The sequence below is a fragment of the Pandoraea captiosa genome (assembly GCF_902459775.1).
Taxonomy (GTDB): domain Bacteria; phylum Pseudomonadota; class Gammaproteobacteria; order Burkholderiales; family Burkholderiaceae; genus Pandoraea; species Pandoraea captiosa.
Genome location: NZ_CABPSQ010000003.1, coordinates 86,237 through 102,330, shown reverse-complemented (window position 1 = coordinate 102,330; position 16,094 = coordinate 86,237). Strand labels below are relative to the sequence as shown.

Sequence of the window (16,094 nt, the reverse complement as noted above, 5' to 3'; positions counted from 1 at the left end):
GCCGGAGACCATCAGGGACTGACGAACATGGCAGGCGATCTTCCGGGCATGACCGGCATGAAGGGCGTGGATGGGACCGCATTCGAGGCGTTTTCGATGCGCGAACTGAGCGCCGGGACGTTCGACGAGGGATTGCGCGACGCGGGGGATGACCTCGCCGTCGTGTTTTTCTGGGGCGTGGACTGCTTCAACTGTGAAGTCGCCAAGAAAACCATGCTCGCGCACCGCGAGGCCATCGAGGCGCTGGGGCTGCGCTGGTTTCACGCCAATGTGTACGCCGATATGGCGCTCGCCCGCCGCTTCGCGCTGCATGGGGTCCCCACGTTTTTCTTCTTCCACGCAGGTAAGAAGCTGGGCCGGGCGACCGGCTGGCATGGCCTGCCCCAGTTCCGGCTGGCGGTGGCTGCTGCACGCGACAAGATCGCGGCGGCGGGAGGCAAAACCGGACCGCAAGAAGGGTCTTGAAATGTTCCTGGCTGCACCCATATCTCGTGCAGATCAATGAATTGAACGGGCGACACGCCCTACGGAAAGACGCAAAGGACGCTAGGAGAAATTAATATGGGCAAAATCATCGGTATCGACTTGGGCACCACGAACTCGTGCGTGGCCGTCATGGAAGGCAATCAGGTCAAGATCATCGAGAACGCGGAAGGTGCTCGCACCACCCCGTCGATCATCGCCTACATGGACGATGGCGAGATTCTGGTCGGTGCGCCTGCCAAGCGCCAGGCCGTGACCAATCCGAAAAATACGCTGTACGCCGTCAAGCGCCTGATCGGTCGTCGCTTCGAAGAAAAAGAAGTGCAGAAGGACATCTCGCTGATGCCCTACAAGATCGTCAAGGCCGATAACGGCGACGCCTGGGTGGAAGCGCGCGACCAGAAGCTGGCCCCGCCGCAAATCTCCGCCGAAGTGCTGCGCAAGATGAAGAAGACCGCCGAGGACTACCTGGGCGAGCCGGTCACGGAAGCCGTGATCACGGTGCCGGCCTACTTCAACGACAGCCAGCGCCAGGCCACCAAGGACGCAGGCCGTATCGCCGGTCTGGAAGTCAAGCGCATCATCAACGAGCCGACCGCAGCCGCACTGGCCTTCGGTCTGGACAAGAAGGAAGGCGGCGACCGCAAGATCGCGGTGTATGACCTGGGTGGCGGCACGTTCGACATCTCGATCATCGAAATCGCGGACGTGGACGGCGAACACCAGTTCGAAGTGCTGTCGACCAACGGCGACACGTTCCTGGGCGGCGAAGACTTCGACCAGCGCATCATCGACTACATCATTGCCGAGTTCAAGAAGGAGCAGGGCGTCGATCTGTCGAAGGACGTGCTCGCGCTGCAACGCCTGAAGGAAGCTGCCGAAAAGGCCAAGATCGAACTGTCGTCGAGCCAGCAGACCGAAATCAACCTGCCGTACATCACGGCAGACGCCTCGGGTCCGAAGCACTTGAACCTGAAGATCACGCGCGCCAAGCTCGAAGCGCTGGTCGAAGACCTGATCGCACGCACGATCGAACCGTGCCGCACCGCCATCAAGGATGCCGGTGTGAAGGTGAGCGACATCGACGACGTGATTCTGGTCGGCGGTATGACGCGTATGCCGAAGGTGCAGGAGAAGGTGAAGGAATTCTTCGGCAAGGATCCGCGCAAGGATGTGAACCCGGACGAAGCCGTGGCCGCTGGCGCCTCGATTCAGGGCTCGGTCCTCTCGGGCGACCGCAAGGACGTGCTGCTGCTCGACGTGACCCCGCTGTCGCTCGGTATCGAGACGCTCGGTGGCGTGATGACGAAGATGATCGCCAAGAACACCACGATCCCGACGAAGCACTCGCAAGTGTTCTCGACGGCGGACGACAACCAGCCGGCCGTGACGATCAAGGTGTTCCAGGGTGAGCGCGAGATGGCCGCCGGCAACAAGTCGCTGGGCGAGTTCAACCTCGAGGGCATTCCGCCCGCCGCCCGTGGCACGCCGCAGATCGAAGTGACCTTCGACATCGACGCGAACGGCATTCTGCACGTTGGCGCGAAGGACAAGGCAACCGGCAAGGAAAACAAGATCGTCATCAAGGCGAACTCGGGCCTGTCGGACGCCGAAATCGAGCAAATGGTGAAGGACGCCGAGCTCAACGCCGAAGAAGACAAGAAGGCGCGTGAGCTGGCCGACTCCCGTAACCAGGGCGACGCACTGGTGCACAGCACCCGCAAGGCGCTGACCGAGTATGGCGACAAGATCGAAGCTTCGGAGAAGGAAGCCATCGAATCGGCCATCACGGCACTGGAAGAGGCGCTGCGCGGTTCGGACAAGGCGGAAATCGATGCCAAGGTCGAAGCGCTGGGCACCGCCAGCCAGAAGCTCGGCGAGAAGATGTACGCCGACATGCAGGCGCAGGCGGGTGCTGCGGGTGCTGCAGGCGCCGAGCAGGGCAAGCCGCATGACGACAACGTCGTCGACGCCGAAGTGAAGGAAGTCAACGACAAGAAGTAAAGCGTGCATGGCGCGCGGGGCACCGACCGGTGCTTCGCGTGTGGGCCGGGTATCGAGGTTCTCTGCAAGGGGAATATCGACCCGGCTTTTTGCCTGATGGCGACATGCGCCAACATTGGAAAGAGTTATGGCCAAACGTGATTACTACGAAGTCCTTGGCGTTGCCAAGAACGCGTCGGACGACGAGATCAAGAAGGCGTATCGCAAGCTGGCGATGAAGTACCACCCGGACCGCAATCCGGACAGCAAAGACGCCGAAGAGAAGTTCAAAGAGGTCAAGGAAGCCTACGAGATGCTCTCCGAGCCGGAGAAGCGCGCTGCGTACGACCAGTACGGTCACGCGGGCGTCGACCCGAGCATGGGCGGCTTCGGCGGCGCGGGCGGTCAGGGCTTCGGCGGCTTCGCAGACGCGTTCGGCGACATCTTCGGCGACATCTTCGGTCAGGGCGGCCCGGGCGGTCGTGCCGGTCGTGGTGGCCCGCAGGTGTATCGCGGCGCGGATCTTCGCTACAACATGGAGATCACGCTCGAGCAAGCGGCGAACGGTTTCGATACGCAGATTCGCGTGCCGAGTTGGGAAGAGTGCGAGGTCTGCCACGGCAACGGCGCGAAGCCGGGCACCAAGCCCGAAACCTGCCCCACCTGTAACGGCGCGGGTTCGGTGCGCATGTCGCAGGGTTTCTTCAGCGTTCAGCAGACCTGCCCGAAGTGCCACGGCACCGGTTCGTACATTCCTGAGCCGTGCACCAACTGCCATGGGTCGGGCAAGCTCAAGAAGACCAAGACGCTGGAGATCAAGATTCCGGCGGGTATCGAAGACGGCATGCGCATTCGCTCTTCGGGCAACGGGGAGCCGGGCGTCAATGGCGGTCCGGCGGGCGACCTGTATGTGGAAATCCACATCAAGGCGCACAACGTGTTCGAGCGCGACGGCGACGATCTGCATTGCCAGATGCCGATTTCGTTTGCCACGGCAGCACTTGGCGGCGACATCGACGCGCCGACACTGCACGGCAAGGCGACCTTCGAAGTGCCGGAAGGCACGCAAACAGGCAAGACGTTCCGTCTGCGCGGCAAGGGCATCAAGGGTCTGCGTGCCAGCTACCCGGGCGATCTGTACGTTCATGTGCAGGTAGAAACGCCGGTCAAGCTGAGCGACGCGCAAAAGCAGATGCTGCGTGATTTCGATGCATCCCTGAAGGAGGGCGGTGCGCGTCACAGCCCGCAATCGAAGGGCTGGTTCGACCGCGTGAAGCAGTTCTTCGAGTAATTCCATGCAAAGTGAAGCGCCGATGGCCGCCTTCGCGCTGTTGGACGACAGCGCGGATCCGGCCGGCGGGGCGCGTCTGTATACCGGGCTCGTGCGCGAGGTGACTTGCGACGAGCCCGGTGTGCTTTCCGACGCGCTTCGTGAAGTGGAAGAGGCCGCGCGTGGCGGCCTCCATGCCGTATTGTTGGCCGACTATGAGTTTGGTGTGCGCCTGAACGGCGTGCAGACGGTGGCGACGCGTCGCGCACCGGGCCAGTTTCGTGTGTTGCTGTTCGCCGACTTGCAGCGCCTCGACGCTGCGCAGACCCAGGACTGGCTCGAACGTCAGACCGATCAGTTCGATCACGTCGATCAGGGCGCGCATGCCGCTCATGCCACGCATGGCGCGCCCGCCACCCCGGCCGGTGCGCCGAGCGTAGCCGGGGTTGCCGGGTTGCAAAACGATGTGAGCGACGCCGCGTTCGACGACGCCATTTCCCGTATCCACGAATGGCTCTCGCAAGGCGAGTGCTATCAGATCAACTACACGTATCGGCTGCACTTCGACGCGTTTGGTTCGCCCATCGCGCTGTATCGACGCCTGCGCGCCCGTCAGCCCGTGCCTTATGGCGCGCTGGTGATGCTCCCCGGAACCGCAGGTCTGCCGGGCCGGGCGATACTCTCACTCTCTCCCGAGTTGTTCCTGCGTCATTCGCGCGGGCAGGTCGAGGCTCGTCCGATGAAGGGCACCGCACCGGCCAGCGGCAATGCTTCCCTCGACGCGCAGCGTAGCGCCGATCTCGCGGCCGACGAGAAGAATCGCGCCGAGAATCTCATGATCGTCGATCTGCTTCGCAACGATCTCGGACGCCTCGCTACACCCGGCTCCGTGAAAGTGCCGAAACTCTTCGAGGTCACACGTTTCGCGAGTGTGTTGCAGATGACGTCAACGGTTACGGCGACGTTGCCGGACGCCGTGACGTTCGTCGACGTGCTGCGCGCGTTGTTTCCTTGCGGCTCGATTACCGGCGCGCCGAAACATCGGACGATGCAGTTGATCGGCGAGCTCGAAACCTCGCCGCGCGGCCTGTACACCGGCGCCATCGGCTGGCTGGATGCGCGCAGCGACGCCCCGCACGCGTTGGGCGACTTCTGTCTGTCGGTCGCCATTCGAACGCTCGAACTCGAATCTCCCGGCGTTAGCGGCATGAACGGCATGAGCGGTCTGCGTCGCGGGCGGCTGGGTGTCGGTGCGGGCATCGTGCTGGACAGCAAGGCCGACGAAGAGCGGGACGAGTGTCGGCTCAAGGCGCGGTTCCTGAGCGCGCTCGATCCCGGCTTCGAACTCTTTGAGACGATGCAGGCGACCCGGGCGTCAGGCATTGCGCATCTCGACAGGCATCTCGCGCGTCTGCAAGCCTCGGCGCGGTACTTCGGCTTCGTCTTCGACGACGCGGCATTGCGCACGCAACTCGCTGCCGTTGTCGCGACACTGGACGCGGACAACGTTCACCGTGTGCGGCTCGCACTGTCGCACAACGGAACGGTGGCATTGACGCATGCGGTGCTCACACCGCTGCCGGGCGGCAGCGTCACCGTACTGCTCGCAGACACTGCAAGCCCGACCCGCGCCGACGATCTTTTCCTGCGACACAAAACCACGGTCCGCAGCCGTTACGATGCGGCGTGGAAAGCGGCGGAAGCGCAAGGGGCATTCGACGTGCTGTTCTTCAATGAGCGCGGCGAGTTGACCGAAGGCGGGCGTAGCACCGTCTTTGTCAAACGCCACGGCATCTGGACGACGCCGCCGCTGTCGTGCGGCGTACTGCCCGGTGTGATGCGCAGCGTCATGCTCGACGATCCCGCGTGGGCTGCCGTGGAGGCTGTCGTGACGCGCGAGCACTTGCTCTCGGCGCAGGCCATTGTCGTGGCGAACGCCCTGCGCGGTGCGGTGCCCGCGAAGATCGCAGGCACCGTCGTCGTCTGAACTCGACGCCTTCGCTGCGCTAACTTCCCTAACTTCCTTAGCTACCCTGACGCGTCGCCATCTGCGGCACGAACAGATCGCTCCACTTTGTCGGACGCGTCTTGATCGTGCCCGCACGCCCCATGAATTCGACGTACTGCATCAACCCGTTCGGCGTGGTGGTGAATTGCAGACCGGGGTCGGCGAGCATCTGCTCGATCTCGGCTTGCGGCAGGTTCATCTTCGACACGCGCAGGAAGGTCTGCGCCGCGCCCACATGATCCTTGGCGATGTAGGTGGCCGCCTCTTCCTGTGCGGCCAGAATCGCCTGCACCAGCTTCGGGTTCTGAACGGTGAACTGCTTCGGTGCGAACACCACGTCGATGGTGATGTTGCCGAGCACGTCCGTCGAATTCAGCACGCGCTTGATGCGCGGGTCCTTCACTTCCTGATACGAGAACGGCGGCGAGGTGAAGTGCGCCGTGATTTCGGTCTTGCCCGAGAGCAGCGCGCTCACGGCTTCCGGATGGCTCAGGCTGACCGTTTGCGGATCGAGCTTGGCGTAGTTCTCGATGCCGAACGTTTTGGCCACCGCCATTTGGAGCAGCACGGCAGACAGCGAAGTCTTGATGCCCGGAATGGCGATCTTGTCCTTCGGCGTGAAGTCCTTGAGCGACTTGATGTTCGGGTTGTTCGTGTTGAGCCAGAGCGGTCCGGTCGACAGCGCGGACAGTCCGATCACTTCCGAGCGCGGAATGCCGTGCGCCTTCGACCACAGCGTGACGAAGCCCGGTGCGCCTGTGCCGGCGACATCGAGATTGCCGGCGAGCATGGCGTCGTTGATGACGTTGCCGCCGTCGAGAATCGTCCACGTCGTCTTCACGTCTCCAAGTCCCAGCGCCTTCGCGTGCTTCTCGATGAGGTGCTGATCGCGCATGACCATCAGCGGCAGATAGAGAATGCCGTAGCCGTGCGACAGGCGCACAGTGCTCGCCTGCGCATGCGCTACGTTGCCGAAGGGGGAAAGCGCCGTCGTGGCGGCAAGCGTCAGCGCGCTGACCCAGCGGGCGAAATGGCGTCGATTCATGATGGGTTTGTCTCCGGTATCGTTGGAATTATTCATCAACCCCCTAAGGGGTGGTCAATCGGAACAGGTCGAAAATTCGGCCCGATTCAGGTATCAGTGCTGCATTCCCCAGCGGTGCAACGTGCGCTTCTCGATGCGGGCAAACAGCAGGTTCTCGACCGCGAGCCCGATCAGAATCACGAAGAACAGCCCGGCGAAGACATTCGCCGTCTCAAGCGAGTTGCGATTCTCGAAGATGTACCAGCCCAGACCGCCCGAACCGGAGGACACGCCGAATACGAGTTCGGCGGCGATCAGCGTGCGCCACGCGAAGGCCCAGCCCACTTTCAGGCCGGTCAGGATGCTCGGAAACGCTGCCGGAATGAGTACGTGCTGCACCAGCGCGAAGCGCTTGAGGCCGTAGTTCTGCCCGACCATGCGCAGAGTCTTCGACACGCCGCGAAAGCCGCTGTGCGTGTTGAGCGCCACGGCCCACAGCACCGAGTGCACCAGCACGAAAATCACGCTGCCGTTGCCCAGGCCGAACCAGATGAGCGCGAGCGGCAGCAGCGCAATGGCCGGCAGCGGGTTGAACATGGCTGTCAGCGTCTCCAGCAGGTCGTTGCCGATCTTCGAACTGATGGCCACGGTCGTGAGTATCGCAGCCAGGACAATGCCGATGCCGTAGCCGATCAGCAGCGTCTTGAGCGAGACCGCCGCGCGCAGCAGCAGCACGCCGCTCGACAAACCGCCCGCAAAGGCGGCCACCGTATCGGTAAAGCTCGGGAACAGCAGCGCATTGTCGAGCCAGCGACCGTAGATTTCCCAGACGATGGCGAGCACGGCAAGGATCACGGTCTTGCGCAGCCAGCTCAGGCGGTAGAGCGTTTCGAACGTGGAGAGCGGACGCTGAATCGACGATAACTCGGCCTGCACCGGTTCAAGCACGAACTCGGGACGATAGACCGGCTCGATCGGGGAACTGGTGGCCTGACCGGTGGCGGACGGTGGCGTGTGCTGCGAAGGAATTGCGTTCATGGCCGTCATCCTCAATGCGTGGCGAACAGCAGTTGATCGATGCGCGTTTCGAGCTCGCTCTGATGCGCGGTGCCGAGCTGGTCGGGGGCGATGCTGTTGAGCTCGGCCTTGACTTGTCCGGGGTGGGGCGAGAGCAACAGAATGCGCGTGCCGATGCGAATCGCCTCGTCGATACCGTGGGTGACGAACAACACGGTGAAGCGCGTGTCGTCCCACAGACGCAGCAGCTCGTCCTGCATCTTGCGGCGGGTGAGGGCGTCGAGCGCGGCGAACGGCTCGTCCATGAGCAGCACGTCCGGCTCCATGGCCATGCCGCGCGCGATCGACACGCGCTGCTTCATACCGCCCGAGAGCGTGTGCGGATAGCTGTCGATGAATTTGGCGAGGCCCACTTTCTCGATGTAGTGCGCGGCGCGCTCGGCGGCGTCGCGTCCCTTCAGACGGCCGCTCGCGATGAGCGCGAATTCCACGTTTTGACGCACCGTTTTCCACGGCAGCAGCTGATCGAATTCCTGAAAGACCATCATGCGATCGGGCCCGGGTTCGGTAATCGTGCGGCCTTTCAGACGAATCTCCCCGTTCACGGGGGGCAGATAGCCGCCAATTGCCTTGAGCAACGTGGATTTGCCGCAGCCCGACGGGCCGAGCAACACGAAGCGGTCACCCGGGTAGACGTTGAAGCTCACTTGCTGGGCAGCGGTGACGAGATAGTCGTCGGTCTTGTATTGCAGCGTGACGCGGTCGATTTCGAGCAATGGCGGCACTGCGGGCGCGACGGCGCCGACAGCGCCCGCATGGGGGGCGTTGTGCATTGCATGTCTCCTGAAGGGTGCTTTTATAATCGGCTCGATACTAAGTACCGAAGCTGTAGCGAACCTGACATGCCGGGTGGCAAGAGGGCGGATTCAGGGGAAACACCGAGGCCGCCCACCGTGATTTCCGAGACAATCGCGGCCAGAAGAACGAAGGAGACGAAATACCCATGCGCATCATGCTGGTCGAAGACACCGCCGATGTCGCCGAAGCGATTGCCACCCAGTTGCGCAGGCTGGGTCATGCGCTCGATTGCGAGACCGACGGCGCAGTCGCGGCCACCCGTATCGGCGACGACTACGACCTGCTGATCCTCGACGTGATGCTGCCCCACGTCGACGGTTTCGAGTTGCTTCGCCGCGTGCGTGAGCGCGGGCTGTCCACACGCGTGCTGATGCTCACCGCGTGCGCGGAGATCGAGGAACGCGTGCGGGCGCTCGACCTCGGGGCGGACGATTACCTCACCAAACCTTTCGATTTCCGCGAGCTGGAAGCGCGCGTGAGGGCGCTCATGCGTCGTACCGGGCAGGACGCCACGAACCGGCTCACATGCGCCAATCTCACGCTCGATCGCAAGAGTCGCGGCGTCGAAGTCGACGGGCAGCCCGTAGAGCTGACGCGTCGCGAAGTCACGCTGCTGGAAATCCTTGCGGCGCGGCCCGGGCGCATCTTCGGCAAGGACGAACTGATGGATCGCCTGTATGGCGACGAACCCGCACCGAATGCCAACGCCATCGAGCAATACGTCGCACGTTTGCGCAAGAAGCTCGCCATGGCGCAATTCCAGATTCGCACGTTGCGCGGTCTGGGCTATCAGCTCGTGCTGTCATGATCGTTCCCGGCCGGTCGCTCTACCTGCGCCTCGTCATTCGCATGGGCGTTGTGCTGGCGTTTGCGGTTGTGGCGGTGCTGCTCGGCATCTGGTTCTCGACACGCGCGGCCGTCGACCGGGCCTATGACCGATGGCTGCTGGGCAGCGCGTTGCAGGTGGCGGAGAACACGTGGTACCAGAATGGCGAAGTCAACGTCGATGTGCCGCTCGCCGCTTTCTCGGCACTGGCGCCCGGCGATCAGATCTTCTACACCGTGCTCGACCCGAACGGGCGTTCCGTGGCGGGCGACTCTGAGTTTCGTCCGTCCATTCCCTGGGACAAGCTGGACGACGGCCCCATCGTCGTCGACGGCACCTATCAGGAGATGCCGATCCGCATCGCCATCGTCGGGCGACGCATGCCGGTGACGGCGGCCCACCCATGGGCAGTCGTCGCCCTGGCGCATACGCAGAACGCGCGCGTGCGCTTTACACGGGGGCTCGCCGACAACACGTTGCTCATCACGATCGCCACGGCGGTGCTGACGTTGCTCGCGGCCCTGTGGACGCTGCGTCAGGCGCTCGCGCCGCTCAAGCAAATCGAAGCGGCGATACGCGAGCGCGACTCGAACGACCTCGTTCCTCTGACGGTGACGGTGCCCGCCGAAACGCTGGCGCTCGTCGGCGCCATCAACGATTTCATGCGACGGCTGGCGACTTCGCGCGCGTTGATGCGCCGGGTGATCGGCGACGCTGCGCATCAACTGCGAACCCCGGTGACCGCGCTCACGGCGCAGGTCGAGATGCTGAGCCAGACGCAGGACGAGCACACCCGTCAGACGCACATCGCGCGCATTCAGAAGCAGGCGCGAGGATTGGGGGCACTGATCCACCAGTTGATCAACCACGCGATGGTGCAGCATCGGGCGGACAGCGTTGCGCCGGCGCCGGTCGATCTGAACGCGTTACTGCAGACGGCGATGCGCGAGACGCTGTCGTACGCCACGCGCGATATCGATGTCGCACTGCACCTGCCCGCGATGTCCAGCATGCCCGACATGCCTGATATGCCTGATGTGCCTGATATGGCCGACATGCCCTGCATGGTCATGGGCGACGCACTGAGTCTGCGCGAAGCCATCAAGAACGTGCTCGTGAACGCGCTGGCCTACGGCGCGCCGCATCGACTGCATGTCGACGTGACGCGTGTCGACGCGCAGTGGCGTCTGCGTTTCTTCGACGACGGCCCCGGCATTCCGGAATCGGAATGGCAACGTGTGCGAACGCCCTTTTCCTCGCGTGCCGACGGACGCGAAGGGGCAAGTCTGGGCTTGGCGATGGTCGCCGATGTCATTCACGCACATGGCGGGCAGATGACGTTCGAGCGCGTGCAAGGCGAGGGGTTTGCCGTGGTGCTGACCCTTCCCGTGGCGTAAAAAAAAGCGGCGCATCGCTGCGCCGCCGTTCGTCTCGCTTCACCTCACATCGCATCATCGCAACGTGCGGCCGGCGCCAATCCTCAGAAGCTATGCTCCGGCGTCGGGAACGTGCCATGCTTCACGGCTTGCACGTAGGCTTCGATGGCCGCCGCGATGCTCGGCTGCCCGTCCATGAAGTTCTTGGAGAATTTTGGCGACTTGCCGGGAAATACGCCCAGCATGTCCTGCAACACCAGCACCTGGCCGTCGCAGTCGACACCTGCGCCAATGCCGATGGTCGGCATCGTCGCCATTTCCGGCGTCACGCGTGCAGCCAGCGCTGCGGGAATCGCTTCGAACACCACAAGTTGTGCACCCGCCGCTTGCAGCGCGCGGCAGTCTTCGAGCAATTTCGCCTGTCCCGCATCTTCGCGCGCCTGCACCTTGAAGCCACCAAAGGCGTGCACCGACTGCGGTGTGAGGCCCACGTGAGCGCACACCGGAATGCTGCGCTCCACGAGAAACCGCACCGTCTCCGCGAGCCATGCGCCGCCTTCGATCTTCACCATCTGCGCGCCCGCCTGCATGACGGCCACGGCGCTTTGATAGGCCTGCTCCTTGGTCCCGTACGTGCCAAACGGCAGATCGGCCAGCACTAGCGCCTTCTCCACGCTGCGTGCGACGCATTCGGTGTGATAGCAAATGTCGCGCAGGGTCACGGGCAGCGTGGTGCGTTGACCCTGGATCACGTTGCCGAGCGAGTCGCCGATCAGAATGGCGTCGACGCCCACGCGATCGAGCAGCGCGGCAAAACTCGCGTCATAGGCGGTGAGCATGGCGATCTTCTCGCCGCGTTCGCGCATCTGGGCAAGACCGGGAACGGTCACGGCCTTGCGGTTGGATTCTTGCAGGTAACTCATGTCAGCCTCGGTTCAGGAGGGTTCGGCAGGACAGATGCGGTGAGCGCCACGGAGAGTCACGGAGAGCCGCCGGGCGCCATTACGAAGGACGGTCAGGCGTCAGAGGCGAGCGCCCTTGACGAAGACTTCCTTGCGCCCGCGCATCTGGTCGATGCGTTCGACCAACAGGGCGAAGTCGCTGTCGTTGTGCGCCGGATCGAATTGTTCCGTGTCGACTGTCAACACCGGCGCAGCGGCGTAATGATAGAAGAATTCGCCGTAGATGTCGCACAGCGCGCGCAGATAGGTGTCCGGGATCTGCTGCTCCATCGGAATGGCACGCTTCTGGATGCGGGAGAACAGCGTCTCGGGACTCGCTTGCAGGTGAATCACGAGATCCGGCGCGCGGTGCGGGCGCTCGATATGTGCGACGAGCTTGTGGTACAGCGCCAGCTCGTCGTCGGCGAGCGTGAGTCGCGCGAACAACCCGTCCTTCTCTGGCAGGAAGTCGGTGAAGATCGGCTTGCCGTCGATTTCGCGTCGCGCAATTTCCGTCGCTTCGTCGACACGCTGCAGGCAAAACGACAACTGCGCCGGTAAAGCGTACCGTGCGCTGTCGCGATAGAAACGTTCGAGAAAGGGATTGAGCGCAGGTTGCTCGAGCATCAGATCGGCGCCGGCGGCATCCGCCAGACGCTGTGCGAGCGATGTCTTGCCGACACCGATGGGACCTTCGATGGCGAGGTAGCGAAAACGCCCCAGCACGGGCGATCTCATGACGTGCAAACCCGCTTCGTGGGGCAGCAGCCGTAGGCGACACGCTCGACGCGTTGATCGGCGACCTCGGGCAACAGGGCGCTCACGCGTCCCACGCCGGGAATATCGAGATCGGGGGCGATGTCCGCGAGCGGGTACAGCACGAAGGCGCGCAAGGCCATGCGCGGATGCGGCACGATCAGATCGGGTTCGGCGATGCGCTCGTCGCCGTACAGCAGCAGATCGAGATCGAGCGTGCGCGGCGCGTTCTTGTAGGGCCGTTCACGTCCGAAATGCAACTCGATCTTCAGGCACAGCGTGAGCAATTGACGCGCAGTCAGACTCGTCTCGACGGCGACAGCGCAGTTGAGATAGTCGTCACCGCTCGACTCGATGGGCGCGGTGCGATACAGGTCGGACTTGGCCGTGATGGTGACGCCGATTTGCTGCGCCAGACAGACGATGGCGTCCTTGATCGCTTGGCGGGCGTCGCCGAGATTCGCGCCGAGCCCGATATAGGCAACAGTCATTAAGCACCTTCGGAACCATGCTGTCGCGATGATACCCGCTTGCCATGATTCTCGCTGGTAGCGTTCTCACGTCCGCCGCCAACCTCGCCCGCGGTGCTACCGCCGCTTCCACTGCTTTCGTTGCCCTCGCCGCCGCGCCCGCCGGACGGCTTGCGACGACGCCGGCGACGCTTCGCCGCAGGCGTCGAGCCCGACGATCCGCTGCCCTGCGAGAGCAGCTCGTCGCGCCTGACCGAGTCGCCTTCGAGGAAGTCGGTCCACCACTGGCCCGCTTCGGCGGGGACTTCTCCCGACTCGCAGCGCAGCAGCAGGAAGTCGTAACCGGCGCGCAGGCGCGGATGCTCAAGCAAACGCAGCGGCGTGCGGCCGACGCGTTTGTCCAGACGTACCTGCAAGCCCCAGATCTCTTTCATGTCGGCGACGAAACGGCGCTGGATCGCCAGCTTGCCGGTTTGCGCGTCGAGCACGTCGTCCATTGCAAGATGCAAGGCGGGAATCGGATACTCACCGGCGCTCTGGTAGGCCTGCCACTTCTCGAGCACGAGATGCCACAGCAGGGCGGCGAACAGGAAGCCGGGCGAGACCGGCTTGCCCGCACGAATGCGCGCATCGGTATTGGCCAGCGCAAGCGTGACGAATTTCTCGCCCAGCGGTTGCTCCAGCACGACATCGAGCAACGGCAGCAGACCGTGATGCAGGCCCTGCGAGCGCAGTTGCTGCACGCAGGCCCAGGCATGCCCCGAGAGCAACAGCTTGAGCATCTCGTCGAACAAACGCGCCGCGGGCACGTTGTCGATGAGCGGTGCGAGTTGCGGAATCGGTGCGGCGGTCGCGTCGTCGATCTTGAAGCCGAGCTTTGCGGCGAAGCGCACCACGCGCAGCATGCGTACCGGGTCTTCGCGATAGCGCGTGGCCGGGTCGCCAATCATGCGCAGCACGCGCTTCTGAATGTCTTCCCAACCGTGGTGGTAGTCGTGCACCGTCTGCGTGGCCGGGTCGTAATACATGGCGTTGACGGTGAAGTCCCGACGCGCGGCATCTTCGTTCTGTTCGCCCCAGACGTTGTCACGCAGCACGCGGCCTGATTCGTCGGTGACGTGCGTCTTGCGGTCGAGCTCTCCCTTTTTCGGACGACGCGCACCGATCTGCTCGCTGTCGACCGCATCGACCAGCGCTCGGAACGTAGAGGTCTCGATGATCTCCTGTCCGAACTGCACGTGAACGATCTGGAAGCGACGGCCGATGATGCGTGCGCGGCGGAACAGGCGTTGGACCTGCTCGGGCGTGGCGCTCGTCGCGACATCGAAGTCCTTGGGGGCGATGCCGAGCAACAGGTCGCGCACGGCGCCGCCGACGATGAAGGCCTTGAACCCGGCCTGCTGCAACGTGTCGGTCACGCGCACGGCGTTCTTCGAGAGCAGGCTCGGATCGATGCCGTGCGTGGAGACGGGAATGACGACCGGTACGCCGGACGGCGGACTGCCTGCGCCGCCTTCGGCCTGAGCGTCTTTGCCGAGCAGCTTCTTGATGAGTTTGCGGATCACTGGAACAACTCGAGAATGGGCCAGCGACGCGCCAGCGCGATCTCGCGCAGCGCCTCATCAGGGTTCGTTGCCACCGGATGGTTCACCTTCTCCATCAGGGGGACGTCGTTGGCGGAATCGCTATAGAAGAAAGCGTGGTTGAAGTCGCCCCAGGTCTTGCCCAGGCTGGCGAGCCACGCTTCGGTGCGGGTGATCTTGCCTTCGCGGAAGCTCGGCGTGCCGATGTACTCGCCGGTGTAGCGCGCGTTCGGGTCGCCGCCTGCCGTGGCCGGTTCGGTGCCGATCAGATGGTCGATGCCGAACGCCCTGGCGATCGGTCGCGTGACGAACGTGTTGGTCGCAGTCACGATGGCGCACAGGTCGCCGGCCTTGCGGTGCATGTCGAGCAGTTCGAGCGCTTCGGGGCGCACGTGCGGAAGAATCGACTCCTCCATGTACTGCGCATGCCAGGCGTCGAGCTGGTCGCGCGGATAGCGCGCGAGCGGGGCGAGGCAAAAACGCAGATAGGCCGGCATGTCGAGCCGGCCGGCACGGTAGTCCTGATAGAAGGCCTCGTTGGCCTGCGCGTACGAGTCACGCTCCACCGCGCCCTGGCGCACGAGGAAACGGCCCCACTCCTTGTCGCTGTCGGTAGGCAGCAGGGTGTGGTCGAGATCGAAGAGAGCTAAATTGGTCATTGCGCGAATTTTACCTGAAGCGAGGGGCCGTCTAATGTCGTTCGGTGATTGGGGTGTCGATGAGGCAAGTGTCAGTGGCCAGCCGATCGGTCACCGGTCGGTGATTTGCCGTCCGGCGCGGCCGGATCGGTGTGCGTGAGCATCTGGCGCAGTAGCGGCAGCGTCACCGCGCGCTTCTGTTCCATCGAGAACCGGTCGAGCCGGTCGAGCAGCGCCATGAGGCTCGACATATCGCGCTCGAAGTGCGTGAGCAGATAAGCCGGCACATCCGCAGCCAGTTGCAGGCCGCGCTCACGAGCGGCATTTTGCAGGGCCTGCTTCTTGCCATCGTCGTCCAATCCCACAATGTGAAAAACGAGGCCCCAGCCGAGGCGGGTGCGCAGGTCTTCGCGCAGCGGCATGTCGACCGGCGGCTGGGCGCCGGCGGCGACGAAGGCGCAGTGCGGACGGGCGCGGGTCTCGTTGAACAGGTTGAACGCGGCGATCTGCTGGGTGGGCGAGAGATTGTCGCTGTCGTCCACACAATAGACGGTGCTCGCGTCGTCGAACGTGAAAGCGGCCAGCGGGCTATTCGGGCGCAAATACCGTGCGCTCGGCCCGATGGCGTGGCACAGCGCCTCCATCAGGTGGGTGCGGCCGGACCCGACAGCCCCCCAGAGGTAGATGCCGCGGTCGCGCGCCGTACCTGCCGACAATTCGGCGGGAAGGCCGGCAAGCGTCTGCGCCGCCTCGCGATTGGGCCCGACAATGAAATTGTCGAACGTGGCGGGCGGCGGTGTGCCGAGGTCGAGATACAGTTGCTGAATCACGAACGAAGAAAGCCGGCCGAAGGCCGGCAGA

15 protein-coding genes are annotated in these 16,094 nt (G+C 63.7%); 6 read left to right on the top strand and 9 right to left on the bottom strand.

The features are described 5' to 3' along the window. Positions 1-48 precede the first annotated feature (48 nt). The 4 genes from PCA31118_RS11005 (at position 49) to PCA31118_RS10990 (ending at position 5,723) form a co-directional block, all read left to right on the top strand. The gene (locus tag PCA31118_RS11005; protein WP_150625283.1) at positions 49-465 is read left to right on the top strand and encodes a thioredoxin family protein; all 417 of its coding nucleotides are present in this window, start codon (positions 49-51) and stop codon (positions 463-465) included. A 96-nt stretch (positions 466-561) separates the two neighbouring features. After that, positions 562-2,487 (top strand): molecular chaperone DnaK, encoded by a 1,926-nt coding sequence (gene dnaK / locus PCA31118_RS11000; protein ID WP_150625282.1) that lies wholly within the window; start codon positions 562-564, stop codon positions 2,485-2,487. A gap of 127 nt (positions 2,488-2,614) precedes the next feature. Continuing rightward, a complete protein-coding gene (gene dnaJ / locus PCA31118_RS10995; protein WP_044456881.1) occupies positions 2,615-3,757 on the top strand; it encodes a molecular chaperone DnaJ in 1,143 nt (380 codons plus the stop codon). A gap of 4 nt (positions 3,758-3,761) precedes the next feature. Continuing rightward, entirely contained in the window at positions 3,762-5,723 is a 1,962-nt protein-coding gene (locus tag PCA31118_RS10990; RefSeq protein WP_246190184.1) for a chorismate-binding protein, read from the top strand. Positions 5,724-5,760: 37 nt separating this feature from the next. Here the strand turns inward: PCA31118_RS10990 and PCA31118_RS10985 are convergent, their stop codons facing one another. From PCA31118_RS10985 to PCA31118_RS10975, 3 genes are all read right to left on the bottom strand, one after another. Further along, a complete protein-coding gene (locus tag PCA31118_RS10985) occupies positions 5,761-6,789 on the bottom strand; it encodes an ABC transporter substrate-binding protein (RefSeq protein ID WP_150625281.1) in 1,029 nt (342 codons plus the stop codon). A gap of 93 nt (positions 6,790-6,882) precedes the next feature. Further along, entirely contained in the window at positions 6,883-7,806 is a 924-nt protein-coding gene (locus PCA31118_RS10980) for an ABC transporter permease (protein WP_246190183.1), read from the bottom strand. 11 nt (positions 7,807-7,817) lie between these two features. Beyond that, positions 7,818-8,618: an ABC transporter ATP-binding protein gene (locus PCA31118_RS10975; protein WP_150625280.1), complete on the bottom strand. Its 801-nt coding sequence runs from the start codon at positions 8,616-8,618 to the stop codon at positions 7,818-7,820. A gap of 170 nt (positions 8,619-8,788) precedes the next feature. Here PCA31118_RS10975 and PCA31118_RS10970 point away from each other — a divergent pair, with 170 nt between their 5' ends. Both PCA31118_RS10970 and PCA31118_RS10965 read left to right on the top strand, forming a co-directional pair. Further along, complete coding sequence (locus PCA31118_RS10970; protein WP_150625279.1) at positions 8,789-9,451, top strand: response regulator transcription factor; 663 nt, start codon at positions 8,789-8,791, stop codon at positions 9,449-9,451. After that, positions 9,448-10,866 carry a sensor histidine kinase gene (locus PCA31118_RS10965; protein ID WP_150625278.1) on the top strand — a complete coding sequence of 473 codons (1,419 nt, stop codon included), beginning with the start codon at positions 9,448-9,450 and terminating at the stop codon, positions 10,864-10,866. Before PCA31118_RS10970 ends, PCA31118_RS10965 begins: the two co-directional genes overlap by 4 nt. An 83-nt stretch (positions 10,867-10,949) precedes the next feature. Here the strand turns inward: PCA31118_RS10965 and panB are convergent, their stop codons facing one another. From panB to hda, 6 genes are all read right to left on the bottom strand, one after another. Next, positions 10,950-11,768: a 3-methyl-2-oxobutanoate hydroxymethyltransferase gene (panB, locus tag PCA31118_RS10960; protein WP_150625277.1), complete on the bottom strand. Its 819-nt coding sequence runs from the start codon at positions 11,766-11,768 to the stop codon at positions 10,950-10,952. A gap of 99 nt (positions 11,769-11,867) precedes the next feature. Next, positions 11,868-12,524: a deoxynucleoside kinase gene (locus tag PCA31118_RS10955; RefSeq protein ID WP_174990430.1), complete on the bottom strand. Its 657-nt coding sequence runs from the start codon at positions 12,522-12,524 to the stop codon at positions 11,868-11,870. Continuing rightward, complete coding sequence (folK, locus tag PCA31118_RS10950; protein ID WP_044456873.1) at positions 12,521-13,033, bottom strand: 2-amino-4-hydroxy-6-hydroxymethyldihydropteridine diphosphokinase; 513 nt, start codon at positions 13,031-13,033, stop codon at positions 12,521-12,523. The genes PCA31118_RS10955 and folK overlap by 4 nt, the downstream gene beginning before the upstream one ends. After that, entirely contained in the window at positions 13,033-14,577 is a 1,545-nt protein-coding gene (gene pcnB, locus PCA31118_RS10945; RefSeq protein ID WP_150625276.1) for a polynucleotide adenylyltransferase PcnB, read from the bottom strand. The genes folK and pcnB overlap by 1 nt, the downstream gene beginning before the upstream one ends. Beyond that, the gene (locus tag PCA31118_RS10940) at positions 14,574-15,254 is read right to left on the bottom strand and encodes a histidinol-phosphatase (protein ID WP_150625275.1); all 681 of its coding nucleotides are present in this window, start codon (positions 15,252-15,254) and stop codon (positions 14,574-14,576) included. The genes pcnB and PCA31118_RS10940 overlap by 4 nt, the downstream gene beginning before the upstream one ends. Before the next feature lie 71 nt (positions 15,255-15,325). Then, complete coding sequence (gene hda / locus PCA31118_RS10935) at positions 15,326-16,063, bottom strand: DnaA regulatory inactivator Hda (protein WP_150625274.1); 738 nt, start codon at positions 16,061-16,063, stop codon at positions 15,326-15,328. Between the last annotated feature and the right edge of the window lie 31 nt (positions 16,064-16,094).